General features: G+C 58.8%; 22 protein-coding genes and 5 tRNA genes. 14 read left to right on the forward strand and 13 right to left on the reverse strand.

Annotation, left to right across the window (positions count from 1 at the left end):
- The first annotated feature begins 3 nt into the window (after positions 1-3).
- From recX to K5R89_RS21025, 14 genes are all read left to right on the forward strand, one after another.
- Complete coding sequence (recX, locus tag K5R89_RS20960; RefSeq protein ID WP_023290764.1) at positions 4-504, forward strand: recombination regulator RecX; 501 nt, start codon at positions 4-6, stop codon at positions 502-504.
- Positions 505-754: 250 nt separating this feature from the next.
- Positions 755-3,382 carry an alanine--tRNA ligase gene (gene alaS, locus K5R89_RS20965; RefSeq protein ID WP_032453813.1) on the forward strand — a complete coding sequence of 876 codons (2,628 nt, stop codon included), beginning with the start codon at positions 755-757 and terminating at the stop codon, positions 3,380-3,382.
- A gap of 363 nt (positions 3,383-3,745) precedes the next feature.
- Entirely contained in the window at positions 3,746-3,931 is a 186-nt protein-coding gene (csrA, locus tag K5R89_RS20970; protein WP_000906486.1) for a carbon storage regulator CsrA, read from the forward strand.
- 329 nt (positions 3,932-4,260) lie between these two features.
- A tRNA-Ser gene (locus K5R89_RS20975) sits at positions 4,261-4,353 on the forward strand.
- Positions 4,354-4,357: 4 nt separating this feature from the next.
- A tRNA-Arg gene (locus K5R89_RS20980) sits at positions 4,358-4,434 on the forward strand.
- Between the two features lie 151 nt (positions 4,435-4,585).
- A tRNA-Arg gene (locus K5R89_RS20985) sits at positions 4,586-4,662 on the forward strand.
- A gap of 188 nt (positions 4,663-4,850) precedes the next feature.
- Positions 4,851-4,927, forward strand: a tRNA-Arg gene (locus K5R89_RS20990).
- 96 nt (positions 4,928-5,023) lie between these two features.
- Positions 5,024-5,100 (forward strand) — tRNA-Arg (locus K5R89_RS20995).
- Positions 5,101-5,489: 389 nt separating this feature from the next.
- Complete coding sequence (locus tag K5R89_RS21000) at positions 5,490-5,804, forward strand: BON domain-containing protein (RefSeq protein ID WP_023290762.1); 315 nt, start codon at positions 5,490-5,492, stop codon at positions 5,802-5,804.
- A 125-nt stretch (positions 5,805-5,929) separates the two neighbouring features.
- Positions 5,930-6,496 carry a fructose-1-phosphate/6-phosphogluconate phosphatase gene (gene yqaB / locus K5R89_RS21005; protein WP_004205690.1) on the forward strand — a complete coding sequence of 189 codons (567 nt, stop codon included), beginning with the start codon at positions 5,930-5,932 and terminating at the stop codon, positions 6,494-6,496.
- Positions 6,493-6,921, forward strand: a complete 429-nt coding sequence (locus K5R89_RS21010; RefSeq protein ID WP_023290761.1) for a YqaA family protein — start codon at positions 6,493-6,495, stop codon at positions 6,919-6,921. Before yqaB ends, K5R89_RS21010 begins: the two co-directional genes overlap by 4 nt.
- A 66-nt stretch (positions 6,922-6,987) precedes the next feature.
- On the forward strand, positions 6,988-8,544 hold the full coding sequence (gene gshA, locus K5R89_RS21015; protein ID WP_049013824.1) for a glutamate--cysteine ligase: 1,557 nt from the start codon (positions 6,988-6,990) through the stop codon (positions 8,542-8,544).
- A 165-nt stretch (positions 8,545-8,709) separates the two neighbouring features.
- Positions 8,710-9,225, forward strand: a complete 516-nt coding sequence (luxS, locus tag K5R89_RS21020) for an S-ribosylhomocysteine lyase (RefSeq protein ID WP_023290759.1) — start codon at positions 8,710-8,712, stop codon at positions 9,223-9,225.
- Positions 9,226-9,277: 52 nt separating this feature from the next.
- Complete coding sequence (locus K5R89_RS21025) at positions 9,278-10,045, forward strand: helix-turn-helix transcriptional regulator (protein WP_087827190.1); 768 nt, start codon at positions 9,278-9,280, stop codon at positions 10,043-10,045.
- On the opposite strand, the gene leuA is transcribed toward K5R89_RS21025, so the two are convergent.
- The 13 genes from leuA to nrdH all read right to left on the reverse strand — a co-directional run bounded on the left by leuA (position 10,024) and on the right by nrdH (position 24,002).
- Positions 10,024-11,700, reverse strand: a complete 1,677-nt coding sequence (gene leuA, locus K5R89_RS21030) for a 2-isopropylmalate synthase (protein WP_087824398.1) — start codon at positions 11,698-11,700, stop codon at positions 10,024-10,026. The genes K5R89_RS21025 and leuA overlap by 22 nt on opposite strands.
- A gap of 136 nt (positions 11,701-11,836) precedes the next feature.
- Positions 11,837-13,381, reverse strand: coding sequence for a multidrug efflux MFS transporter permease subunit EmrB (gene emrB, locus K5R89_RS21035; protein WP_048288765.1), 1,545 nt, complete (start codon positions 13,379-13,381; stop codon positions 11,837-11,839).
- 15 nt (positions 13,382-13,396) lie between these two features.
- Complete coding sequence (gene emrA, locus K5R89_RS21040; RefSeq protein ID WP_004205697.1) at positions 13,397-14,569, reverse strand: multidrug efflux MFS transporter periplasmic adaptor subunit EmrA; 1,173 nt, start codon at positions 14,567-14,569, stop codon at positions 13,397-13,399.
- Between the two features lie 125 nt (positions 14,570-14,694).
- A complete protein-coding gene (gene mprA / locus K5R89_RS21045; RefSeq protein WP_002914337.1) occupies positions 14,695-15,225 on the reverse strand; it encodes a transcriptional repressor MprA in 531 nt (176 codons plus the stop codon).
- A gap of 90 nt (positions 15,226-15,315) precedes the next feature.
- Positions 15,316-15,651, reverse strand: a complete 336-nt coding sequence (gene ygaH, locus K5R89_RS21050) for an L-valine transporter subunit YgaH (RefSeq protein ID WP_004205699.1) — start codon at positions 15,649-15,651, stop codon at positions 15,316-15,318.
- Entirely contained in the window at positions 15,641-16,387 is a 747-nt protein-coding gene (locus K5R89_RS21055) for an AzlC family ABC transporter permease (protein WP_023290756.1), read from the reverse strand. The genes ygaH and K5R89_RS21055 overlap by 11 nt, the downstream gene beginning before the upstream one ends.
- A gap of 180 nt (positions 16,388-16,567) precedes the next feature.
- Positions 16,568-17,566: a glycine betaine/L-proline ABC transporter substrate-binding protein ProX gene (proX, locus tag K5R89_RS21060; RefSeq protein WP_023290755.1), complete on the reverse strand. Its 999-nt coding sequence runs from the start codon at positions 17,564-17,566 to the stop codon at positions 16,568-16,570.
- A gap of 77 nt (positions 17,567-17,643) precedes the next feature.
- On the reverse strand, positions 17,644-18,711 hold the full coding sequence (gene proW / locus K5R89_RS21065; protein WP_023290754.1) for a glycine betaine/L-proline ABC transporter permease ProW: 1,068 nt from the start codon (positions 18,709-18,711) through the stop codon (positions 17,644-17,646).
- Positions 18,704-19,906 carry a glycine betaine/L-proline ABC transporter ATP-binding protein ProV gene (gene proV, locus K5R89_RS21070; RefSeq protein ID WP_002914328.1) on the reverse strand — a complete coding sequence of 401 codons (1,203 nt, stop codon included), beginning with the start codon at positions 19,904-19,906 and terminating at the stop codon, positions 18,704-18,706. The genes proW and proV overlap by 8 nt, the downstream gene beginning before the upstream one ends.
- 356 nt (positions 19,907-20,262) lie before the next feature.
- Positions 20,263-21,225: a class 1b ribonucleoside-diphosphate reductase subunit beta gene (gene nrdF, locus K5R89_RS21075; RefSeq protein WP_032453806.1), complete on the reverse strand. Its 963-nt coding sequence runs from the start codon at positions 21,223-21,225 to the stop codon at positions 20,263-20,265.
- A gap of 10 nt (positions 21,226-21,235) precedes the next feature.
- Positions 21,236-23,377 (reverse strand): class 1b ribonucleoside-diphosphate reductase subunit alpha, encoded by a 2,142-nt coding sequence (gene nrdE, locus K5R89_RS21080; protein ID WP_217259569.1) that lies wholly within the window; start codon positions 23,375-23,377, stop codon positions 21,236-21,238.
- Complete coding sequence (gene nrdI / locus K5R89_RS21085; RefSeq protein WP_023290751.1) at positions 23,350-23,760, reverse strand: class Ib ribonucleoside-diphosphate reductase assembly flavoprotein NrdI; 411 nt, start codon at positions 23,758-23,760, stop codon at positions 23,350-23,352. Before nrdI ends, nrdE begins: the two co-directional genes overlap by 28 nt.
- Positions 23,757-24,002 carry a glutaredoxin-like protein NrdH gene (gene nrdH, locus K5R89_RS21090; RefSeq protein WP_048298086.1) on the reverse strand — a complete coding sequence of 82 codons (246 nt, stop codon included), beginning with the start codon at positions 24,000-24,002 and terminating at the stop codon, positions 23,757-23,759. Before nrdH ends, nrdI begins: the two co-directional genes overlap by 4 nt.
- Positions 24,003-24,089: the final 87 nt, after the last annotated feature.

A 24,089-nucleotide genomic window follows, 5' to 3' on the forward strand; every position in this document is an offset into this window, starting at 1 on the left:
CCTGTGACTGAACCTTCATCACGCCGATCCGGCTATGCTCGTCTGCTGGACCGCGCTATCCGTATCCTGGCGATGCGCGACCACAGCGAACAGGAACTACGGCGCAAACTGGCCGCTCCGGTGATGAGCAAAAACGGCCCCGAGGCGCTGGACGTCACCCCTGAAGAGCTGGAGCAGGTGGTGGCCTGGTGTATCGAAAACCGCTATCTCGACGATAATCGTTTTGTCGGCCAGTTCATCGCCAGCCGGAGCCGCAAAGGCTATGGCCCCGCGCGCATTCGTCAGGAGCTCAGCCAGAAAGGCATTGCGCGCCAGGCCGTTGAACAGGCGATGCGCGAATGCGATATCGACTGGGTGAGCCTTGCCAGGGCGCAGGCGCAGCGTAAATACGGTGAACCGTTACCATCCGCCTTTACTGAAAAAGTGAAAATCCAGCGATTCCTGCTGTACCGTGGCTACCTGATGGAAGATATCCAGGAAATCTGGCGAAATTTTGCAGATTGACCCATCCGGGATTTTACTTCGCCGTAAAGAAAACTTATCTTATTCCCACTTTATTCCGTCGGGCCGCTGGTTGTGACAGTGCAGGCAGCGTCCTGGGCGATTATTCCTTTACACAAAATCATTCAAGCTGCATCAGGGCGGCAAGAGAGACTATCTTCCGCAGCGCACGTCAGTTCGGTGCCGGAAGAGCAAGCGCAGCCAGGACAGAGGCGACTTGAAGGATGACGTGTAGCTTGATTTCAGGATAATTATGAGCAAGAGCACCGCTGAGATCCGTCAGGCGTTTCTCGACTTTTTCCATAGCAAGGGACATCAGGTAGTTGCCAGCAGCTCCCTGGTGCCGCACAACGATCCGACCCTGCTGTTTACCAACGCAGGGATGAACCAGTTCAAGGATGTCTTCCTTGGTCTCGACAAACGTAATTATTCGCGTGCGACCACCGCGCAGCGTTGCGTGCGTGCGGGTGGTAAACACAACGATCTGGAAAACGTCGGTTACACCGCGCGTCACCACACCTTCTTTGAAATGCTGGGTAACTTTAGCTTCGGCGACTACTTCAAGCAGGATGCCATCAAATACGCGTGGGAACTGCTGACCGGTGAGAACTGGTTCGCGCTGCCGAAAGAGAAGCTGTGGGTCACCGTTTACGAGACCGATGACGAAGCATTCGACATCTGGGCCAATGAAGTAGGCGTCCCGCGCGAGCGAATCATCCGCATCGGCGACAACAAAGGCGCGCCGTTTGCTTCAGACAACTTCTGGCAGATGGGCGACACCGGTCCGTGCGGCCCGTGCACCGAAATCTTCTTTGACCACGGCGATCACATCTGGGGCGGCCCTCCGGGAAGCCCGGAAGAAGACGGCGACCGCTACATTGAGATCTGGAACATCGTCTTCATGCAGTTCAACCGTCAGGCTGACGGCACCATGGAGCCGCTGCCGAAGCCGTCCGTCGACACCGGTATGGGCCTGGAGCGTATTGCCGCGGTGCTGCAGCACGTTAACTCCAACTATGACATCGACCTGTTCCGCGATCTGATCGCCAGCGTGGCGAAAGTCACCGGCGCCACCGATCTGACGAACAAGTCGCTGCGCGTAATCGCCGACCACATTCGCTCCTGCGCCTTCCTGATCGCTGACGGCGTTATCCCGTCGAATGAAAACCGCGGCTACGTGCTGCGTCGCATCATTCGCCGCGCGATCCGTCACGGCAACATGCTGGGCGCGAAGGACACCTTCTTCTGGAAACTGGTTGCCCCGCTGATTGCCGTGATGGGCTCCGCCGGCGAAGAGCTGAAGCAGCAGCAGGCTCAGGTTGAGCAGGTGCTGAAAACCGAAGAAGAGCAGTTCGCCCGTACTCTGGAGCGCGGACTGGCGCTGCTGGATGAAGAGCTGTCGAAGCTGAAAGGCGACACCCTGGATGGCGAAACCGCCTTCCGTCTGTACGACACCTACGGCTTCCCGGTCGACCTGACCGCGGACGTCTGCCGCGAGCGCAACATCAAGGTTGACGAAGCCGGCTTTGAGGCCGCCATGGAAGAGCAGCGCCGCCGCGCGCGCGAGTCCAGCGGTTTCGGCGCGGACTACAACGCGATGATCCGCGTTGACGGCGCCTCTGAATTTAAAGGTTACGATCGTCTGGAGCTGAACGGCAAAGTGACGGCGCTGTTTATCGACGGCAAAGCGGTGGATAGCGTCAGCGCGGGTCAGGAAGCGGTGGTGATCCTCGACCAGACCCCGTTCTATGCGGAGTCCGGCGGCCAGGTGGGCGATAAAGGCGAACTGAAAGGCGCGGGCTTCTCCTTCGCGGTCAGCGACACGCAGAAGTACGGCCAGGCCATTGGTCATATCGGTAAAGTCGCCAGCGGCTCCCTGAAAGTGGGCGACGCGGTGCAGGCCGATGTGGACGAGGCTCGCCGTCAGCGTATCCGTCTGAACCACTCCGCGACGCACCTGATGCACGCGGCGCTGCGCCAGGTGCTCGGCACCCATGTGGCGCAGAAAGGCTCGCTGGTCAACGATAAAGCGCTGCGCTTTGACTTCTCGCATTTCGAAGCGATGAAGCCGGAAGAGATTCGTGCAGTGGAAGATCTGGTCAACGCGCAGATCCGTCGTAACCTGGCTATCGAAACCAACATTATGGATATCGATGCCGCGCGCGCATCCGGCGCCATGGCGCTGTTCGGCGAGAAATACGATGACCGCGTCCGCGTGCTGCAGATGGGCGACTTCTCCACTGAACTGTGCGGCGGGACTCACGCGGCGCGTACCGGTGATATCGGCCTGTTCCGCATCACGTCTGAGTCCGGTACCGCCGCTGGCGTGCGCCGTATCGAAGCGGTGACCGGTGAGGGCGCGATAGCCATGCTGCACGCGCAGAGCGATCAGCTCAGCGATATCGCACAGCTGCTGAAGGGCGACAGCCACAATCTCGGCGAGAAAGTTCGCGCCGCGCTGGAGCGTACCCGTCAGCTGGAAAAAGAGCTGCAGCAGCTGAAAGAGCAGGCTGCGGCGCAAGAGAGCGCAAACCTCTCCAGCAAAGCGGAAGAGATTAACGGCGTTAAGCTGCTGGTCAGCGAACTGGCCGGCGTGGAGCCGAAGATGCTGCGTACCATGGTTGACGACCTGAAGAACCAGCTGGGTTCGACGGTTGTGGTGTTGGCTACGGTCGCAGACGGTAAAGTTTCCCTGATTGCCGGTGTGTCTAAGGATGTGACAGATCGCGTGAAGGCAGGGGAGCTGGTTGGTATGGTCGCTCAGCAGGTGGGCGGTAAAGGGGGCGGTCGTCCGGATATGGCGCAGGCCGGTGGTACCGATGCGTCTGCTCTCCCTGCAGCGTTAGCCAGTGTGAAAGGCTGGGTCAGCGCAAAACTGTAATAACTATAAGCGCATATACCCTAAATAATTCGAGTTGCAGGAAGGCGGCGACGCAGCGAATCCCCGGGAGCTTACTCAAGTAAGTGACTGGGGGGAGCGAGGAAAGCCAACACACATGCAACCTGAAGTATGACGGGTATAGGTGCCGTAACCTCAGGGAAATGGCACCTTGCGCGAGAAACACCGATAACGATAAAGTCGGGTTGAAATTGTGTATATCGGCTAAACTTAGGTTTAACAGAATGTGATGCCATGACTGCTTATACCGTAAGGTATTTGTCATCGCTTACTTTTTGGCGTTATATGATGGATAATGCCGGGATACGAGAGACCCGACTCTTTTAATCTTTCAAGGAGCAAAGAATGCTGATTCTGACTCGTCGAGTTGGTGAGACCCTCATGATTGGAGATGAGGTCACTGTGACAGTTTTAGGGGTGAAGGGTAACCAGGTTCGTATTGGCGTAAACGCCCCTAAAGAAGTATCTGTTCACCGTGAAGAGATCTACCAGCGTATTCAGGCTGAAAAATCCCAGCAGTCCAGTTACTAAGGTTTCCGCGCCTCGCTGTTCAGTGAGGCGCATCACTTACCGCCGCTTTTTCTCTTTTTCTCTTTTTCTGTTTTTTCCCCTGCGCCATACCGCTTTTCATCACCCTTTGCTGCTTTGGTCGTTTGGCGTTATGCCTGCGTCAGGGCTGATTTCCTGTTGATAAATTGCCCTTTTTGCCGTTTTTGCACGCGAATTGCGTGCGAAGTGTGCAAACGAAAAAAGGTCTCGAAAAAGTGTTTGACTTATAAGTACCAGAAAGTAATATGTGCGCCATCGCAGCGACGAAGAGCAGAAACAAGTTCTTCGAAGCACTCGAAAGAGGCGTGTGTGGTGAGGTGGCCGAGAGGCTGAAGGCGCTCCCCTGCTAAGGGAGTATGCGGTCAAAAGCTGCATCCGGGGTTCGAATCCCCGCCTCACCGCCATTTTGCATCCGTAGCTCAGCTGGATAGAGTACTCGGCTACGAACCGAGCGGTCGGAGGTTCGAATCCTCCCGGATGCACCATCATTCTTTCTGAATGAAGAGAGAAGAGCGCTGTGAAAGCAGCGGCCCGCAGTGCGAGGCATAATCGAGTCACTCTACCGATTAGGCCGTCATACTCAGTGTGGCATGTGTTAGTTGTGACACTGACGCGTAGTAAAGCAAGTTTCCCGATGCATCCGTAGCTCAGCTGGATAGAGTACTCGGCTACGAACCGAGCGGTCGGAGGTTCGAATCCTCCCGGATGCACCATATTCTCCTTAGTAACAGCAATATCGTTGTTACATGGTCTGCGAAATTTTCGCCAGCACCAGGGAGGATAACGTTGCGTAAGCAACGGCCCGTAGGGCGAGGCGTAGACGAGTCATCCTCCCGGATGCACCATTCTTGCCTGATTCTGATTGTTCAGATGAATTCTGTAGTAAACTAGTTATTCCGATGCATCCGTAGCTCAGCTGGATAGAGTACTCGGCTACGAACCGAGCGGTCGGAGGTTCGAATCCTCCCGGATGCACCATATTCTCCTTAGTAACAGCAACATTGTTGTTATCTGGTTTGCGAAACCATCGTAAGTGCCAGGAGAGTAACCCCGCAGTACAATCGCTTTCCCGATGCATCCGTAGCTCAGCTGGATAGAGTACTCGGCTACGAACCGAGCGGTCGGAGGTTCGAATCCTCCCGGATGCACCATATTCTCCTTAGCAACAGCGAAAATGTTGTTTCATGGTCTGCGAATTTATCGTCAGTACCAGGGAGGATAACGTTGCGTAAGCAACGGCCCGAAGGGCGAGGCGCAGCCGAGTCATCCTCCCGGATGCACCATATTCTCCTTAGCAACAGCCTTCTCCTTAGTAACAGCGAAAATGTTGTTTCATGGTCTGCGAAATTATCGCCAGCACCAGGGAGGATAACGTTGCGTAAGCAACGGCACCCTCTTCACGCTTCCCTCGCCATCCCGATAACCGCGTTTTTCATCCCAGTTTCATCCGACTTTTTTATTGGCAAGCCGCGCTTTCCACTATAATTTATCCTTGTATATCAGCGTTATCAGGCTGAGATAAATGCAAGGAGAGAAATCCATGAAATGGTTCAAAGCAATACCTGCTTTTTGCGCGACGCTGCTGGTGGCGACGGTCCTCGCTGGCTGTGCCGGTTCGTCCACCAAAGAAAGTACCGGCGGTTACATTGACGATACCGTGGTGACCACTAAGGTGAAAACGGCGCTCTTTAACGATAAAGACATCAAGTCCTCTGAAATCAGCGTCCAGACCTTTAAAGGCCGCGTCCAGCTGAGCGGATTTGTCTCCTCCGCGGAAAGCGCTAAACGGGCGGTGGAAGTCACCCGTCGGGTGCAGGGTGTGCGAATGGTCGAAAACGATCTGCGTATTAAATAAGGCCGTCTATCCGGTCTGATGCCTGAAGGCGCCTGTGGGCGCCTTTGTCGTCTGCGCCGCTGGCCGCGACAACGACCGGCTTTTGCGTTACAGTAACCATTCATTAACCGGTTGGTGAGAAGACGATGTACGAAGGTTACGCAGGACTGATCTTTGATATGGATGGCACCATCCTCGATACCGAGCCGACCCACCGTCAGGCATGGAACGAGGTGCTGGGCCGCTACGGTATGCGTTTCGACGAACAGGCGATGGTCGCCCTCAATGGCTCACCGACCTGGCGGATTGCCCAGGCGATTATTGAACTCAACCAGGCGGATCTCGATCCACATCGCCTGGCGCAGGAAAAAACCCTGGCCGTTAAGGCGATGCTGCTGGATAGCGTACGCCCATTGCCGCTGATCGAGGTGGTCAAAGCGTGGCACGGCCGTCGCCCGATGTCGGTCGGCACCGGTAGTGAAAGCGCCGTCGCCGAAGCGCTGCTGGCGCACCTGGGCCTGCGTCATTACTTCTCCGCGGTGGTGGCGGCCGATCATGTGGTCAACCATAAACCCGCGCCCGATACCTTCCTGCTGTGCGCCGAGCGCATGGGCGTCGCGCCGGAAAAATGCGTGGTCTTCGAAGATGCCGACTTTGGTCTGCAGGCGGCGAAGCGCGCGGGAATGGACGCAGTAGACGTGCGTTTGCTGTGAGCGACGCGCTGTCACTCCTCTCGCTGTTTGCCAGTAGCTTTTTAAGCGCCACGCTGCTTCCCGGCAATTCGGAGGTTGTGCTGGTTGCGATGCTTCTTACGGGGGTTAGTCATCCGTGGTGGTTAGTATTAATAGCAACAATCGGCAATAGCCTTGGAGGGGTAACTAACGTTATTCTGGGGCGCCTGTTTCCGCTGCGTAAAACCTCGCGCTGGCAGGAGCGGGCGGCCGGCTGGCTTAAGCGCTACGGCGCGGTGACGCTGTTGCTAAGCTGGGCGCCGGTTGTCGGCGATTTACTGTGTTTGCTGGCGGGATGGATGCGCATTTCCTGGGGACCGGTACTCTTTTTCTTATGCCTTGGAAAGGCGCTGCGCTATATCGTCATTGCGGCAGCGACGCTTCAGGGCATGACGTGGTGGCACTAATTGGACTGATAGTTCATCCATTACAATTATGCTTATTCAAACGATTTCGACAGGCGGGAGGTCAAATTGATCCCGGACGTATCACAGGCGCTGGCCTGGCTGGAAAAACATCCGCAGGCCCTGCAGGGTATTCAACGTGGTCTGGAGCGGGAGACGCTGCGCGTGAACGCAGACGGTACGCTGGCGACGACCGGTCACCCTCTGGCGTTAGGCTCAGCGCTGACGCATAAATGGATTACCACCGATTTTGCCGAAGCTTTACTCGAGTTTATTACGCCGGTGGACGGCGATATTGAGCATATGCTGACCTTTATGCGCGATGTCCATCGCTATACCGCGCGTCAGCTTGGTGACGAGCGGATGTGGCCGCTGAGCATGCCCTGCTATATCGCCCCCGGTCAGGATATTGAGCTGGCGCAGTACGGCACCTCTAACGTGGGACGCCTGAAAACGCTGTATCGCGAGGGGCTGAAGAACCGCTACGGCGCGCTGATGCAGACTATCTCCGGCGTGCACTATAACTTCTCGCTGCCGATGACGTTCTGGCAGGCGAAGTGCGGTGTGGAAGACGCTGAAAGCGGGAAAGAGGCCATTTCGGCAGGCTATTTCCGCACGATTCGTAACTACTATCGCTTTGGCTGGGTGATCCCGTATCTGTTCGGCGCCTCGCCGGCGATTTGCTCTTCATTCCTGCAAGGAAAGCCGACGACGCTGCCCTTTGAGGAGACGGGCAACGGCATGTACTACCTGCCGTACGCCACCTCGCTGCGCCTCAGCGACCTCGGTTATACCAATAAGTCGCAAAGCAATCTCGGAATTACGTTTAACGATCTGCACGAGTATGTGGCAGGATTGAAGCGCGCGATTAAAACGCCGTCGGAAGAGTACGCCAAAATCGGGCTGGAAAAAGACGGTAAGTATCTGCAGATCAACAGCAATATCCTGCAGATTGAAAACGAACTCTATGCGCCGATCCGCCCGAAACGCGTCACCCGTCGGGGCGAAACCCCGTCCGATGCGCTGCTGCGCGGCGGCATTGAGTACATTGAAGTGCGTTCGCTGGATATCAACCCGTTCTCGCCGATCGGCGTTGACGCTCAGCAGGTGCGTTTCCTCGATCTGTTTATGGTTTGGTGCGCGCTGGCCGACGCGCCGGAGATGAGCAGCGATGAGCTGCTGTGCACCCGCACCAACTGGAATCGGGTGATTCTGGAAGGCCGTAAGCCGGGCTTAACGTTGGGCATCGGCTGCGAAAGCGCGCAGTTCCCGCTGGCGCAGGTAGGTAAAGATCTGTTCCGCGATTTACGCCGCGTGGCGCAGACGCTGGATAGCATTCACGGCGGCGAGGCCTATCAACAGGTCTGCGATGAGCTGCTGGCCTGTTTTGACGATCCGGAATTAACCTTCTCAGCCCGCATTCTGCGTTCTATGATTGAAGAAGGGATTGGCGGAACCGGCCGTGCGCTGGCCGATCGTTACCGGACCCAGCTGCGTGAAGAGCCGCTGGAGATCCTGAGCGAAGAAGATTTCATCGCCGAGCGCGACGCGTCGGTGGCGCGACAGAAGAAAGTAGAAGCGGAAGACAGCGAGCCGTTTGAGGCGCTGTTGGCGCGGCACGCGTAGCGGTCGAAGCGCTGGAAAAGAAAAAGGCCACATCACTGTGGCCAAACTTTCATCTCTGATTCAGGGATGATGATGATAATAAATGCGCGTCTTTCATATACTGAGACTCGCGGCTGAACAAAGAGTTCATTTTATTTTAAAAAAATTCACTCCCGGAGGTGACGAATGCCGTTGTTAGATAGTTTCACAGTCGACCATACCCGAATGGAAGCCCCAGCGGTGCGTGTCGCGAAGAAAATGAACACGCCGCATGGCGATGAAATCACCGTATTCGATCTGCGCTTCTGCGTGCCGAACCAGGAAGTGATGCCGGAGCGCGGTATCCACACCCTGGAGCACCTGTTCGCCGGCTTTATGCGCGATCACCTGAACGGGAATGGCGTGGAAATTATCGACATTTCGCCGATGGGCTGCCGCACCGGGTTCTATATGAGCCTGATTGGTACGCCGGACGAGCAGCGCGTCGCCGACGCCTGGAAAGCGGCGATGGCCGACGTGCTGAAGGTGCAAGATCAGAACCAGATCCCGGAGCTGAACGTCTACCAGTGCGGGACCTATACCATGCACTCGCTGGAAGAGGCGCAGGAGATCGCTCGTCATATCATTGAGCGCGATGTGCGCATCAACAGCAACGACGAACTGGCGTTGCCGAAAGAAAAACTGCAGGAACTGCACATCTAGTGCTTCCGCCGCGGCCCGACGCCTGTCGCCGGGCCGCTCTCCCGACGCCGCCATGACGACGACCACCACCTTCTCCTTTCAGCACCGCCCGCTGGTGCCCTTTGCCCATGATTATGCTCACGGTGACCAGGAAGACTGGCATCAGCATGACTGCGCCCAGCTGCTGCATATTTTAAGCGGCGTGGTGCGGGTGGCGACGCCGGCAGGCTACTGGGTGGTGCCGCCCGGGCGCGGCGTCTGGCTGCCGGCGGGAACGCCCCACGCGCTGCGCATGACCGGCAACGTCGCGGCGCGCACGTTGTTTATCGATCCGCTGGCGCGCGCCGATCTTCCGGCGGGCAGCCAGATCGTACAGATCACGCCCCTGCTGCGGGAACTGATCGTCTCTTCCCTGGCGCTGGCCGAGCGCTATGCCCCCGCCAGCCGCGACGAACGGATTTATGAGCTGATCCTCGATGAGATCCGCGGGATGGCGATCCTGCCGTTTGGCCTGCCGGAGCCGCAAAGCGAAACGCTGCGCCGGCTGTGTCAGCAGGTGCGCGAGGCGCCGGGCGACGTCTGGAGCAGCAGCCAGGCGGCGAAGGCGTGCAGCATGAGCGAGCGAACCCTGAACCGCCATTTTCAGCAGCAGACTAGCCTGACGTGGCGCGAGTGGGTGCGCCGGGCGAAGCTAATGGAAGCGTTGATTCGCCTGGCGCAGGGCCACTCCGTCCTGCGGGTGGCGCTGGAGCTGGGCTACGGCAGCCACAGCGCCTTCAGCGCCATGTTTCGTCGGGTGATGGGCGTCGCCCCCAGCGACTATTTTCGTCCGCCGGCCTGATCGGCGGCGCTGAGCGCATTGCACAGCGCCTGCAGCGAGGCGCGCGCCACGTCATTATCGATACCCACGCCCCAGTAGCTCTCTCCTTGCGGAAAAACGCAGCGGATATAGGCCACCGACCGGCTGTCGCTGCGCGCGCCGAGGGTATGCTCATGATAGTCCTTGATCATAAACGGCTGCCGAAACAGCGCGCTGAGGCCGCGGGCGGCGGCGGAGAGCAGGCCGTTGCCCTGGCCCTGCAGGCGTCGGGTTTCGCCGTGGTGACGCAGCGTCGCCTGCAGGGACAGCTGGCCATCCTGCTGGCTGGCGCTCTGATAATCGACCAGCGTCAGCGCAGGCTGCGCCTGCAGCCCGTAGCGCGTGCGGAACAGCTGCCACAGCGCATGGTGGGTCATCTCTTTGCCGTCGCTATCGGTGGCCTGCTGAACGTGCTGGCTGAAGTCCTGCTGCAGCCCGCGGGGCAGCTTCAGACCATGATTTTGTTCGATAAGCCAGGCGCTGCCGCTTTTCCCCGACTGGCTGTTGACGCGGATCACCGCCTCATAGCTGCAGCCAATATCCTGCGGGTCAATGGGCAGGTAGGGCATCCGCCATGGGTCGCCAGGCTGACGGGCATCAAACCCTTTTTTGATCGCATCCTGATGGGAACCGGAGAAGGCAGTATAGGCCAGACTTCCCGCCCACGGGTGGCGCGGGTGCACGGGGATCTGATTGCAGTTTTCCACCACTTCCACCACCCGGTTCATCTGCTCGAAGCGAAGCTCAGGGTCGACGCCCTGGCTGTAGAGGTTCATCGCCAGCGTCACCAGGCAGACGTTGCCGGTGCGTTCGCCGTTGCCGAACAGGCAGCCTTCCACCCGGTCGGCGCCGGCCATCACCGCCAGCTCGGCGCTGGCGACGCCGGTACCGCGGTCATTGTGAGGATGCACGCTGATGCAGACCTCGCCGCGGCGGGAGAAATGGCGGCAAAAGTACTCGATCTGATCGGCATAGACGTTGGGGGTGTTGACCTCCACCGTCGCCGGCAGATTGACGATCATCGGTCGCTCGGCGCAGGGCTGCCAGACGTCCGCCACCGCTTCGCAAATCTCGAGCGCAAACTCCGGTTCGGTGAAGCAGAACGTTTCAGGCGAATATTCATATTGCCAGCGGGTCTCCGGCTGTTGTTCGCACTGCTGGCGGATAAGCCGGGTGGCGCGGGTCGCGAGGGCGATCACCTCGGCCTTGTCCATGCCGAAAACCAGTTCGCGGAACAGCGGCGCGGTGGCGTTGTAGAGGTGGACGGTGGCCCGGCGGGCGCCGCGCAGCGCTTCAAAGGTGCGCAGGATCAGCGGGTCCCGCGCCTGGGTCAGCACCTGGATGGTGACCTCCTCCGGGATGCGCTGTTCGTCAATCAGCTGGCGGACAAAGTTGAAATCGGTTTGCGAGGCGGAAGGGAAGGCGACCTCAATCTCTTTAAAGCCGCACTCCAGCAGCAGATCCCAGAACTGCAGTTTGCGGGCGCTGTCCATGGGCTCCGCCAGCGCCTGGTTGCCGTCGCGCAGGTCGGTCGACAGCCAGCGCGGGGCGTGGCTGATTTGCCGGTCCGGCCAGCGGCGGTCGGGCAGGGTAATCGGCGGATAGGGACGGTACTTTTCAGCAGGATGGCTCAGCATAGTGTTCTCCTTAATAGTCAGCCTCTATCCTGCCCGAGCGCCGGCTGGCGGGCTTTCGCAAACGAGACAGAAACTAGCGAGAACTGGACAACCTGACGCCGTAAAAAAGGGACCCGCAGGTCCCTTAATGTGAGGCTTAGTGCGCGCCGCCGCCGCCGCCGCCGCCGCCGGCGCTGAACGGGGGTCTGGCGAACCACACCAGTCCCAACAGCAGGATGAAAATGGCCGCTGAGATCCAGAAGATTTCGTTGGCGGAGATAATCAGCCCCTGGTTGGTTATCTGCTGCGCTATCCAGCCGGACGCCTGCTGCTGCGTCATTCCCATCCCCTGCAGCTGATCGTAGATCTGCTGCGCATTGGGGTTGAACGGCGTCACCGATTCGGTGAGCTGCGCATGGTGCAGCGCCTCGCGGTTGGTCCACAGGGTGGTGGTGATCGAGGTCCCGATGGAGCCGGCAAGGGTACGGGTGAAGTTCGACAAGCTCGACGCCGCCGCCAGCCGTTCCGGCGGCAGGCCGGAGAGGGTGATGGTGGTCAACGGCATGAAGAAGCAGGCTACCGCGAAGCCCTGGATAAACTGCGGCCACGCCGAGGCGCCAAAGTCCATCCCCGGTTCGAAGGTCCAGGCGCGCCAGTAGAAGCAGACGGCGTACATGATAAAGCTGAAGGTGACCAGCCGTCGCATATCGAGCTTATGCGCAAAGCGGCCGATAATCGGCGACAGAATGACCGGGATCACCCCCACCGGCGCTGACGCCAGGCCGGCCCAGGTCGCGGTGTAGCCGTAGACCTCCTGCAACAGCTGCGGCAGCAGCACGATGGCCCCGAAGTAGAGCATGTAGGCCAGGCTGATACAGAGGCAGCCGATGGTGAAGTTGCGCGACTTAAACAGCGACAGATCGACAATCGGGTTATCGTCGGTCAGCTCCCAGACGATCAGGAAGCTTATCGCCACCACCGCCACGATGGTCAGAATGATAATTTCATTGGAGGAGAACCAGTCCAGCTCTTTACCCCGGTCCAGCATCACCTGCAGGCTACCGATACCGATGATCAGCAGCGCCAGGCCGACGCCGTCGATACGCCGCTGTTCGGTTTTGGTTTCCCGGTTGCGCAGGGTCTGCAGGGTCATCAGCACCACCGCCACGCCAATGGGCACGTTGATAAAGAAGATCCATCCCCAGTGGTAGTTATCGCTGATATAGCCGCCGAGGATCGGGCCGCAGATGGGAGCGACGATCACCGTCATCGACCACAGCGCCAGGGCGATAGAGCGTTTCGCCGGCGGATAGTTGCTGAGCAACAGACTTTGCGACAGCGGGATCAGCGGCCCGGCAACAATCCCCTGAATGACGCGGAAGAAGATCAGCATCGTCAGGCTGTTGGAGACGCCGCAGGCCCAGGAGGCGATGGCGAAAGCGGTGGTGGACCACAGGAACAGCTTCACCTCGCCCACGCGCTTGGCCAACCACCCGGTGATCGGAATGGAGATGGCGTTAGCGACCCCGAACGAGGTGATGACCCAGGTCCCCTGGCTCAGCGATGAGCCAAGGTTACCGGCGATGGTCGGGATCGCCACGTTGGCGATAGTGGAATCCAGCACCTGCATGAACGTCGCGAGCGACAGCGCAATGGTCATGATGACCAGCTGCGCGCCTTCCAGCGGTTTTTGCTGTTGCATTACACTCACCCCGAATTATCCGGCGTTGGCCTGAATGATCTCGTCTATCAGTTTATTGACCGGATCGAGAGCGATTTCGCGGGCATTGCTCTCGTAGACCGGGGAGCTCCGCACCTGGCTTGCCAGCATTTCGCCATCGCGATCGGTGGTGTTAACTTCCACCAGCGTCGAGAGGCCGATGCGCAGCGGATGTTCCGCCAGCTGTTTTTCATCCAGCTCGATGCGGACCGGCAAGCGCTGTACCACTTTGATCCAGTTGCCGGTGGCGTTCTGCGCCGGCAGCAGGGAGAAGGCGCTCCCGGTTCCCATATCCAGACCAACCACCTTGCCGGTGTATTTCACGTCATCGCCATAGATGTCGCTGATTACGGTGGCCGGCTGGCCGATGCGCATATGCGCCAGCTGGGTCTCTTTAAAGTTAGCGTCGATCCACAGGTTGGTCGCCGGAACCACCGCCATCAGCGGCGTGGTGGTGCCGATCTGCGCCCCAGGCTGTACCGAGCGGCGGGAAACGTAGCCGCTAATCGGGCTGACGATCTGCGTACGCTGCAGGGCCAGCCAGGCGTTACGCACTTCGGTCGCCGCCTGCAGCACCGCCGGCTGCTGTTCCAGTTTGGTACCCAGCACGATCGCCTGGTTGGCGTTGTACTGCTGGATAGCCACGTCAAGCTCGGCCTGCGCGCTGGCGACGGTGTCGCGGGCGTGCTGCAGCTCTTCGCGGCCGATGAGGTTCGCGGCGCCCAGCGGGATGCGGCGGTTCAGGTCAGCCTGCGCCTGGGCGAGGGCGGTCTTTTTGACGTCAATATTCGCCTGCAGCTGCTTGCTGTTGATCATCTGCTGACGGGTTTGACGCACGCTGGCGGCCAGCTGCGTTTTGGCTTTCTCAAACGCCTGTTGGGCATCGGTCTGATCGAGAGTGACCAGCGGATCGCCTTTCTGCACATAGTCCGTGTTGTCTGCCCAGACTTTGGTCACGCTGCCCGAGACCTGGGCCATAATTTGTACCTGGTTCCCTGCCACGTAGGCATCGTCGGTCTCTTCGTAGTGACGCAGTACCAGAAACCAGTAAATCCCATATGCCACGGCAATAATAATGAAGAGCAATGTCAGCAACAGAAGGGCGCCTTTACGCTTCCCTTTTTTGCTGCCTGGTTGCTGCGGGGTTTGGCTCTCCGCATTTGCGCTCATGTTATTCTCCACGATCTTATTATTTCACATCGGCTGAGCCGACCTGTTTATCAGAAAGGCCAGCAGAGATCTGCTGGCCTGGCTGTTTTCCTTGCAACGTAAAAATGGGCTGAGCGACGCCGCCCTTAGCGTAGAGAGTCCGCCAGCACGCCTTCTTCTTCCATCTGGTCAAGGCGGCTCAGGAGTTTGCGGGTAATGTGTTCGAGCTGATCTTTTTCGCTGGTGCTGAGTGAAGACCACAGCTGGTGCAGGCAGTTATGCTGCGGCGGCAGGACTTCACGCAAAAACTGATGGCCCTTTTCGGTCAGCTGCAGATGCAGACAGCGACGATCGTTATCGCTCTCGCGGCGTTCAATCCAGCCGCGTTTTTCCAGTTCATCAGCGATACGGGTGGCGTTGGTACGCGACGAGCCCAGCGCACAGCTCAGCTCGGACGGCTGAATGCTGTGGTTTTCCTGCGACTCCAGCGTAATCAGCGCCATAAATAATGTCTCGTTAATTCCCTGCGCTTTGAGCATTTTATTGCGATTTTCCAGCAGCTTACCTTGCATATGCATGCAAAGACGAGTTAACAGAATCTCCTGGAACGGGAAATCTTCATGGCGGCTGGCGCGGAACTTGAGCATTTGCTCAATGGGAGTAAACGAACTATCCATTTGGGTATGACCTCATTAATTACAGCCGATATAATAACTATTGTGACAAATAAATCAAATGAATTATTGACCAAAATTGATACGCAAAGCTTAGAGCCCGCTGGCGATTTTCCAGGCCAGACCGTAGGCCAACGCCGACAGCAGGGTCGGGATAATAATGCTGCGGGTTTTCCAGAAGGCGCCCCCCAGCACCAGAAAGCCGATCAGCGTCGGCGCCAGGCGATGGGCATCGGCGAGGATCTCCGGCACGCTGGAGACCACCAGCAGCGCGCAAATCGAGGCGATGCCGATGGTATCCAGCAGCACGCTGACCGGGCCACGACGGGCAGGCCGGGCATGACCCGCGCGCAGACGCAGGGGAAGATAACGAAACAGATAGTTGACGCCGCCGACAATCACTCCGAGCAGAAGGACCTCACTGTTCATCCGGCATCCCCTTCAGCATGGCCTGGACCAGCGCCGTCAGACACCCGCAGACAATCCCGGCGAGGATCGCCGCCGGAATGGAAAATAACAGAATGCCGCCCAGCGCGCCCGCCAGCGCCGCCGTGACGCACAGCGATTGCTGGCGCTGGAAAGAGGCCAGCAGGAAGCTCATAAATAGCGCCGGCAGCATAAAGCCGAGCGCGGCTTCCACCGCCGGATAATCCACCAGCAGGCCGTTGCCGGACCAGGCGCCAGCCAGCGTGCCGCACACCCACGATGCCCACGAGGTAAACGCGAGACCGAGCATCCAGTTTTCGCTCCAGCGTCGGTTGTCGCGTACCAGCCTGGCGGTGGCGGCGGCGAAAACCTCATCGGTCAGGCCGAAGGCCCAGAGGGCGGTCTTCTTTTTGTCCAGCGCGGTATGAATGCGGCTGCGCAGCGAGGGGCCATACAGCACGTGGCGGACGTCCATCGCCATCACCGTCAGGGCGGCGACCCACAGCGAACTGCCGGCGGCCAGCATGGCGGTGATCACAAACTGGCTGGCGCCGGCGTAAATAATGCAGGAGAAAAACAGGCTTTCCAGCGGGGTGAACCCCAGCCGGGTGGCGTTCAGTCCGAAGGCGAATGCCACCGGAAGGTAGCTGATGACGATGGGGAGACTGTCTTTAATGCCTTCGCCGACGGTAGCGACACGTTCAGATAAGGCACAGGTTAAGGGCGCGGGGTTTTCCATATGAATAACTTATCGCTGGATCCATGTGAAGGTGGCAAATTGACCGATGTCCCCACCTTAACAGAGCGCGACGCGCCTTAACACTATGAAAATGCCCGCAATCCGCTTTTCCATGACCCTGACGGGATGAAAGGCGGGGAAGGGGCCCGGATAAGGCGCCGGGCCTTATCCGGGGGCGGGTTACTGCTGCGCGGCGAGCGCGGCTTTCACCCAGCTGTCGAACAGCGGCTGGTGGGCTTTGATCCAACCATCAACATGACCGTTAATGTCGGCTTCGGAAGCATGGCCTTCGTGCATCATCGCATTCTCGGCGTTGATGTCGGCGATCGGCAGCTTCATGACGCTAAACAGAGTGGCGGCGGCCGGATTTTTCTCCGCCCAGGCTTTGTTGGCGACAATGTGCATGGTGTTGACCGGGAAGCCATAGTTGGCGCCGTTGGCCAGTTTGGTATCGATGTTTTTCTGCTCGCCCGGCAGGGAGGAGAACGGCACCTGCAGCCAGACGACGTCTTTGCCAGGCTTCAGCACGTCGCTAACCCAGTACGGCGTCCAGGTGTAGTAGAGCACCGGTTTACCCTCTTTATAGCGGGCGATGGTGTCGGCCATCATCGCCGCGTAGTTGCCCTGGTTATGGGTAACGGTTTTGCTCAGGCCATAGGCGTCAATCTGGTGGTTAATCACCGCTTCGCAGCCCCAGCCCGGGGTGCAGCCGGTGAGGTCCGCTTTACCGTCGTTGTTAGTATCAAACAGTTTGGCGATCTGCGGATCTTTGAGCTGATCGATAGAGGTGATGTGGTACTGCTCGGCGGTTTTTTTATCGATCAGATAGCCCTGGGCGGCGCCTGAGACGTACACCCCCTTGCGGTAAAATTTGTTATCACCGCCCGCCGCGGCGTACATGTCATCGTGCAGCGGCTGCCAGTTGGTGGCGATAAAGGTAGTATCCCCGGCGGCAATCGAGGTATAGGCAACGTTATAGTCCACTTCGCTCGGTTTTTCGACGGTGTAGCCAAGCTTCTCCAGCGCGCGGCTGACCAGCAGGGTCTGGAAGCTCTCTTCGGAGATAGTGCTCTGCGCCGGCTTGACGGTAATTCCTTTGCCCGGCAGGTCGGCGGCGAAGGCGCTGGTGGCGATCAGGGTGGCAAAGGCGGCGGTGGCCATCATCGTGCTATGTCGCATGGTGGTTCCTCTTATTGTTTAACGGGAAGGCGGCTCCCCGGCATCGGCTGGTGCCGGGGTGCGGCGCTGTTATCGACTTATCGACAGAAAGGGCGAGTGAGAAGCCCCAGCGGGCCGGTGGTGTACCAGCGGCGGTTGCCGCGACTGCGGGCGTCGCGGCCGACGGCCTGGGTGAGGCGGTCAAGAATAATCGCCAGGATCACGATCCCCACGCCGCCGACGGTGGCCAGGCCCATATCCAGGCGGCCAATGCCGCGCAGCACCATCTGGCCAAGACCGCCGACGGCGATCATCGAGGCGATCACCACCATCGACAGGGCCAGCATCAGCGTTTGGTTAACCCCGGCCATAATGGTGGGCATCGCCAGCGGCAGCTGAACTTTAAACAGCAGCTGGCGCGGGCTGGCGCCAAACGAGCGCGACGCTTCGATCAGATCCGCAGGCACCTGGTTTATCCCGAGGATGGTCAGACGGACGATCGGCGGCAGGGCGAAGATAATCGTCACCACCACGCCGGGCACGTTGCCGATGCCGAACAGCATCACGATCGGCACCAGGTAGACGAAGGCCGGCGTGGTCTGCATGGCATCCAGCAGCGGGCGGATAATTTTCGCCGCTCGCGGACTGCGCGCCAGCCAGATCCCCAGCGGCAGGCCGATGATCATGCAGAACAGCAGGGCGGTGAGGACCAGCGCCAGGGTGACCATCGCCTGCGACCACGCGCCGATGGCGCCGATGGCAATCAGCGAGACCAGGGTGGCGACCCCCATGCCGAGGCTGGAGATCTGCCAGGCGATCAGCGCGAAGACGATAATCGCCACCGGCGCCGGCATCCCCAACAGCAGCTGCTGGAAGGCGCTGAGGATGTAGTCGATCGGCACGCGGATCCCCTGGAACAGCGGGCGGAAGTGCAGCACGATCCAGTCGATGGCGTGGGTCACCCAGCTGTCGAGCGGGATCAGGGTCTTATGGAACGGATCCATGATATTGAACTGTTCCGGCTGCGGCGCCGGGGCGCTGTGCAGCCAGTCGGCGCCGCCGCCATTAGTCGGCGCGGCAGTTGAGGCGCCACCCCAGGCGTCTGCAGCCTGAGCGGCGCTGTCGGTTGCCGGGGCGCTGTCCCACGGATTGGTTTGATCAGCCATGATTCACCCCCTCGCGATCTAAAGCCTGGAGCAACATTCGTTTGGAAATGATGCCGATATATTGTTGTTCTTCATCCACCACCGGGACGGCGCACGGGGCGTGGCCGACGTGGGAGAGCAGATCGCTGAGCGGCGTTTGCGCCTCCACCGCCAGCGGGGCGTCAATCAGCGCCGCCTCGATCCCCTGGCCGGCGCTGAGCGCGGTTTTCAGAGAATCGATCGAGACAATCCCGACAAAGCGATTACCGCGCTCAATGACATAGCCATATTCCCGGTCTTCATCCTGTAATAATTTCAGCGCAGAGCGGGGGCCAAAACCTGGCGTTTTACGAATCAGGCCGACCGGGCTACGACGGGCAATATCTTTCGCGCTGAAGACCTGGCTAATATCGACGCCGCGGAAGAAGGTGCGGACATAATCATTGGCCGGATTATTCAATATTTCATCCGGAGTGCCGACCTGAACCACTTCGCCATTTTGCATAATGGCGATACGATCGCCAATTCGCATGGCTTCATCAAGGTCATGGGAAATAAAGACAATAGTACGCTGATGCTTAGCCTGTAATTTGATCAGCTCATCCTGCATTTCGGTGCGAATGAGCGGATCGAGCGCGGAGAAGGCTTCATCCATTAAGAGAATATCGGGATTAATCGCCAGGGCGCGGGCTAAACCGACGCGCTGACGCATCCCGCCGGAGAGTTCATCCGGCCAGGCGTGGGCATAATTCTCCAGCCCCACCTGACGCAGCGCTTCCCGAGCTTTTTGCTCTCGCTCAGCGGCCGGGACGCCGGCAAGCGCCATGCCAAACGCCGTATTGTCGAGCACGCTCATGTGCGGCATCAGCGCAAAGGACTGAAAAACCATCGCAATTTTTTTACGACGCACCTCGCGCAGCTCGGCGTCCGACATTTTGGCGATATCGACCCCGTCAATCAGCACCTGGCCGCGGGTGGGTTCAATCAGGCGATTGAGAAGGCGAACCATGGTGGATTTCCCCGAGCCGGAGAGCCCCATGATGACGAATATCTCGCCTTCTTCAATGGCCAGACTGGCGTCTTTGACGCCAAGCGACAGCCCCGTTTTTTCCAGTATTTGCGCTTTGTTGAGTCCTTTCTCAATATATTTGAAAGCACGGTGAGGGTGCTCGCCAAATATCTTATAAAGATTTTTAATTTCTAATTTAATTGCCATGCAATAGAGAAGTTCCTGTTATTTGTTTATTGCGATATGGTACCCAATGGTGATAATGATCTTTTTACACCCTAACATACTCAGATTCTGTGACAACCCTCAATGGCGAACTCTCGGCAAAATGGAGGGAGGGACATGGCGGCACAGCCCCCGTGATATAAGGGCTGAGCGGTAATTTGTTGTGGGTAATATTTTTTGATTATCTTTGGGTAATTAGACTGAAATGGGCCGGTTTTCTGCTAAATATGACCAAGTGATGACGGTTAGACCATGGAGAGAATATTTGGTGGATTAATCGCGATTCTGTGAAATTGATCACCAGGAATATGCGGGCGATATTCCTGGTGAAAGTACGGTTAAAAGTCCCAGTCGTCGTCGGCGGTCTCTTCCATTTTTCCTATCACGTAGGAGGAGCCGGAGCCGGAGAAAAAGTCGTGGTTTTCATCGGCGTTGGGTGACAGCGCCGCGAGGATCGCCGGGTTAACCGCCGCCATCTCCGCCGGGAACAGCGCCTCGTAGCCGAGGTTCATCAGCGCTTTGTTGGCGTTGTAGCACAGGAAGGCGCTGACGTCGTCGAACCAGCCGCTCTCGCCGTACAGTTCCCGGCTGTAGGCCAGCTCGTTGTCGTACAGATCCATCAGCAGATCGAGGGCGAAGTTTTTTAATTCTTCGCGCTTACCGGGGCTGACGATCTCCAGCCCTTTCTGATACTTGTAGCCGATGTAATAGCCATGCACCGCTTCATCGCGAATGATCAGGCGGATCAGATCCGCGGTGTTGGTCAGTTTTCCCCGACTGGAGAAGTGCATCGGCAGCCAGAAGCCGGAATAGAAGAGAAAGGATTCGAGGAACACGCTGGCGATTTTTTTCTTCAGCGGCTCGTCGGCCTGATAGTAGCCCAGCATCAGCTGCGCTTTGCGCTGCAGGGGTTCGCAGCTTTCGCTCCAGGCGAAGGCGGCATCCACCTCTTTGCTGTGGCACAGCGTGGAAAAGATGGAGCTGTAAGAGCGGGCATGAACCGCTTCCATAAAGCTGATGTTCGACAGCACCGCCTCCTCATGCGGGGTCAGAGCGTCCGCCATCAGCGCCGGCGCGCCGATGGTGTTCTGAATGGTGTCGAGCAGGGTCAGCCCGGTAAAAACGCGAATGGTCAACTGTTGCTCCGCCGCGCTGAGGGTTTGCCAGGCGGGAATATCGTTCGACAGCGGCACTTTCTCCGGCAGCCAGAAGTTGCTGGTGAGACGATTCCACACCTCCAGATCTTTATCGTCATCGATGCGGTTCCAGTTGATCGCGCTGACGCGCGTTAAATGGGTCATCCTGTTCTCCTTACAGCGCGCAGGACACGCAGCCTTCAATTTCAGTGCCTTCCAGCGCCAGCTGGCGCAGTCGGATGTAGTACAGCGTTTTAATGCCTTTCTTCCAGGCGTAGATTTGCGCCTTGTTGATATCGCGGGTGGTGGCGGTATCCGGGAAGAACAGGGTCAGCGACAGGCCCTGATCGACGTGGCGCGTCGCCTCGGCGTAGGTGTCGATGATCTTCCGGGGGCCTATCTCGTACGCATCCTGGTAGAGGGCCAGATTATCGTTATTCATAAACGGCGCGGGGTAGTACACCCGTCCGGTTTTCCCCTCTTTGCGGATCTCAATCTTCGAGACGATCGGGTGAATGCTGGAGGTGGCATGATTGATGTACGAGATCGAGCCGGTGGGCGGCACCGCCTGCAGATAGCGGTTGTAAATGCCATAGCGCATGACGTCGTCGCGCAGCTGGCGCCAGCTTTCCCGGTCGGGCAGGGAGATGCCGGCGCGGGCGAACAGCGCGCGGACCCGTTCGGTTTTCGGCTGCCACGACTCCTGCAGATATTTGTCGAAGTATTCCCCGCTGGCGTAGCGCGACTGCCGGAAGCCGGCGAAGCGCTGGCCGCGCTCGCGGGCCAACAGCATCGAGGTGTGCAGCGCGTGCCAGGTCACGGTGTAGAAGTAGATATTGGTGAAGTCCAGCCCCTCCGGGCTGCCGTAGGCAATGCCTTCCCGCGCCAGGTAGCCGTGAAGATTCATCTGCCCCAGGCCGATGGCGTGGGAGGCGGCGTTGCCGGCCGCTACGGAGGGGACCGACTGAATGTGGCTCATGTCGGACACGGCGGTCAGGGCGCGCACCGCGGTGGCGATAGTGAGGCCGAAATCCGGCGAGTCCATGGTGTGGGCGATGTTCAGCGAGCCGAGGTTGCAGGAAATATCTTCCCCGATATGGGCATAGCTAAGGTCTTCATTATAGGCGGACGGCGTACTGACCTGCAGGATCTCGGAACACAGATTGCTCATGGTGACCCGCCCGGCCACCGGACTGGCGCGGTTCACCGTGTCTTCAAACATGATGTACGGGTAGCCGGATTCAAACTGGATCTCCGCCAGGCGCTGGAACAGATCGCGGGCGCGGATCCAGCGTTTGCGAACCCGATCGTCGGCTACCAGCTGTGGATAGAGGTCGCCGATGGCGCAGTCGGCGAAGGGTTTGCCGTACAGCCGTTCGACATCATACGGCGAGAAGAGCGCCATCTGCGCGTCTTCTTTCGCCAGCTGGAAGGTGATGTCAGGGATCACCACCCCCAGCGACAGGGTTTTGATGCGGATTTTCTCATCGGCATTTTCACGCCGGGTATCAAGGAAGCGCAAAATATCGGGATGGTGAGCGTGCAGCCAGACCGCCCCCGCCCCCTGGCGGGCGCCGAGCTGGTTGGCATAGGAGAAGGCGTCCTCCAGCATCTTCATCACCGGCACTACGCCGGAGGACTGATTTTCGATGCGCTTGATCGGCGCCCCGGCCTCGCGCAGATTGGAGAGTAAAAAGGCCACGCCGCCGCCGCGCTTCGACAGCTGCAGCGCCGAGTTCACCGCCCGGCCGATGGACTCCATATTATCTTCAATGCGCAGCAGGAAGCAGGAGATCAGCTCCCCGCGCTGCTGTTTGCCGGCGTTAAGGAAGGTGGGCGTGGCCGGCTGGAAGCGGCCGCTGAGTATCTCCTCCGTCAGCTGCCGCGCCTGCTGTTCATCGCCCCGGGCCAGCGTCAGGGCCACCATTACGCTGCGTTCCGCGAAATCCTCGAGGTAGTGCTTGCCGTCAAAGCTCTTCAGCGCGTAGCTGGTATAGAACTTCCAGGCGCCGAGGAAGGTCTGGAAGCGAAACGCGGCGCGCCGGGCATGGGCGAACAGCGCCAGCACAAACCCGCGATCATAGCCGGCCAGCAGCTGGGGATCGTAATAGCCCTCGCGGACGAGCCAGCTGAGTTTATCCTCCTGGCTGGCAAAGGCGAGGGTGTTGGGCTGAACCTGGGTCGCCATAAAAGCCTCAACCGCCTGGCGATCTTTCTCAAACGGGATGCGGCCCTCGCTGTCGTACAAATTCAGCATCGCATTGAGGGCGTGAAAATCCACGGCGGCGGTTATACGTTCTGCGGTTGTCGTTGCCAAAATTCGCTGACTCCTTTACGCACGTTATCGATATCGTCGGGGGTTCCCATCAGCTCGAAGCGGTAGAGATAGGGCACGGCGCATTTCTGCGCGATGACATCCCCGGCGCGCCCCCAGGCGTCGCCAAAGTTGCGATTGCCGGCGGCAATCACCCCGCGGATCAGCCGACGGTTATGTACGTCGTTTAAAAAGCGGATCGCCTGACGCGGCACGGCGCCGGCGGTACCGCCGCCGCCATAGCTGGGAACGATGAGAATATAGGGCTCGTCTACCTGCAGAGGTTCACGCTCGTTCAGCGGGATGCGCACCGCCGGCAGCCCCAGGCGCTGCACAAAGCGATGGGTGTTCTCCGAACGGCTGGAGAAGTAGACGATGAGGCTCATGCGCTGGCCGCCGCGACGGAGGGGCGCAGGCGATTGATCATATCCGGGCGGAAGCCGCTCCAGCGCAGGTCGCCGGCGATCACCACCGGCAGCTGGCGAAACCCCTGCTCGCGCAGGGTGTCGGCGGCATCCGGCTGCTGGTCGACGTTGACCATTTCAAAGGCCAGCCCCCGGCTCTCCATGGCTCGTCGGGTGGCATGGCACTGCACGCAGTCATTTCGAGTGTAAATAGTAATGCGCATGATTCGTATTTCCATTTAAGATAACAGCACGGCGCTAAACGTAGCGTCGAACGTTGTGGGCCATTCGATAAGGAAATACTAGATGTA

Origin of the sequence: Klebsiella sp. TF21-TM, from assembly GCF_019753495.1 — a bacterium.
In the GTDB taxonomy this organism is placed as follows: Bacteria; Pseudomonadota; Gammaproteobacteria; order Enterobacterales; family Enterobacteriaceae; genus Klebsiella; species Klebsiella quasipneumoniae.

Excerpts from the sequence above, each read along its gene's own strand:
- alaS (WP_032453813.1), top strand. The coding sequence starts at position 755 with ATGAGCAAGAGCACCGCTGAGATCCGTCAGGCGTTTCTCGACTTTTTC.
- csrA (WP_000906486.1), top strand. The coding sequence starts at position 3,746 with ATGCTGATTCTGACTCGTCGAGTTGGTGAGACCCTCATGATTGGAGAT.
- K5R89_RS21000 (WP_023290762.1), top strand. The coding sequence starts at position 5,490 with ATGAAATGGTTCAAAGCAATACCTGCTTTTTGCGCGACGCTGCTGGTG.
- yqaB (WP_004205690.1), top strand. The coding sequence starts at position 5,930 with ATGTACGAAGGTTACGCAGGACTGATCTTTGATATGGATGGCACCATC.
- luxS (WP_023290759.1), top strand. The coding sequence starts at position 8,710 with ATGCCGTTGTTAGATAGTTTCACAGTCGACCATACCCGAATGGAAGCC.
- K5R89_RS21025 (WP_087827190.1), top strand. The coding sequence starts at position 9,278 with ATGACGACGACCACCACCTTCTCCTTTCAGCACCGCCCGCTGGTGCCC.
- leuA (WP_087824398.1), bottom strand. The coding sequence starts at position 11,700 with ATGCTGAGCCATCCTGCTGAAAAGTACCGTCCCTATCCGCCGATTACC.
- emrB (WP_048288765.1), bottom strand. The coding sequence starts at position 13,381 with ATGCAACAGCAAAAACCGCTGGAAGGCGCGCAGCTGGTCATCATGACC.
- emrA (WP_004205697.1), bottom strand. The coding sequence starts at position 14,569 with ATGAGCGCAAATGCGGAGAGCCAAACCCCGCAGCAACCAGGCAGCAAA.
- mprA (WP_002914337.1), bottom strand. The coding sequence starts at position 15,225 with ATGGATAGTTCGTTTACTCCCATTGAGCAAATGCTCAAGTTCCGCGCC.
- ygaH (WP_004205699.1), bottom strand. The coding sequence starts at position 15,651 with ATGAACAGTGAGGTCCTTCTGCTCGGAGTGATTGTCGGCGGCGTCAAC.
- K5R89_RS21055 (WP_023290756.1), bottom strand. The coding sequence starts at position 16,387 with ATGGAAAACCCCGCGCCCTTAACCTGTGCCTTATCTGAACGTGTCGCT.
- proX (WP_023290755.1), bottom strand. The coding sequence starts at position 17,566 with ATGCGACATAGCACGATGATGGCCACCGCCGCCTTTGCCACCCTGATC.
- proW (WP_023290754.1), bottom strand. The coding sequence starts at position 18,711 with ATGGCTGATCAAACCAATCCGTGGGACAGCGCCCCGGCAACCGACAGC.
- proV (WP_002914328.1), bottom strand. The coding sequence starts at position 19,906 with ATGGCAATTAAATTAGAAATTAAAAATCTTTATAAGATATTTGGCGAG.
- nrdF (WP_032453806.1), bottom strand. The coding sequence starts at position 21,225 with ATGACCCATTTAACGCGCGTCAGCGCGATCAACTGGAACCGCATCGAT.
- nrdI (WP_023290751.1), bottom strand. The coding sequence starts at position 23,760 with ATGAGCCTCATCGTCTACTTCTCCAGCCGTTCGGAGAACACCCATCGC.
- nrdH (WP_048298086.1), bottom strand. The coding sequence starts at position 24,002 with ATGCGCATTACTATTTACACTCGAAATGACTGCGTGCAGTGCCATGCC.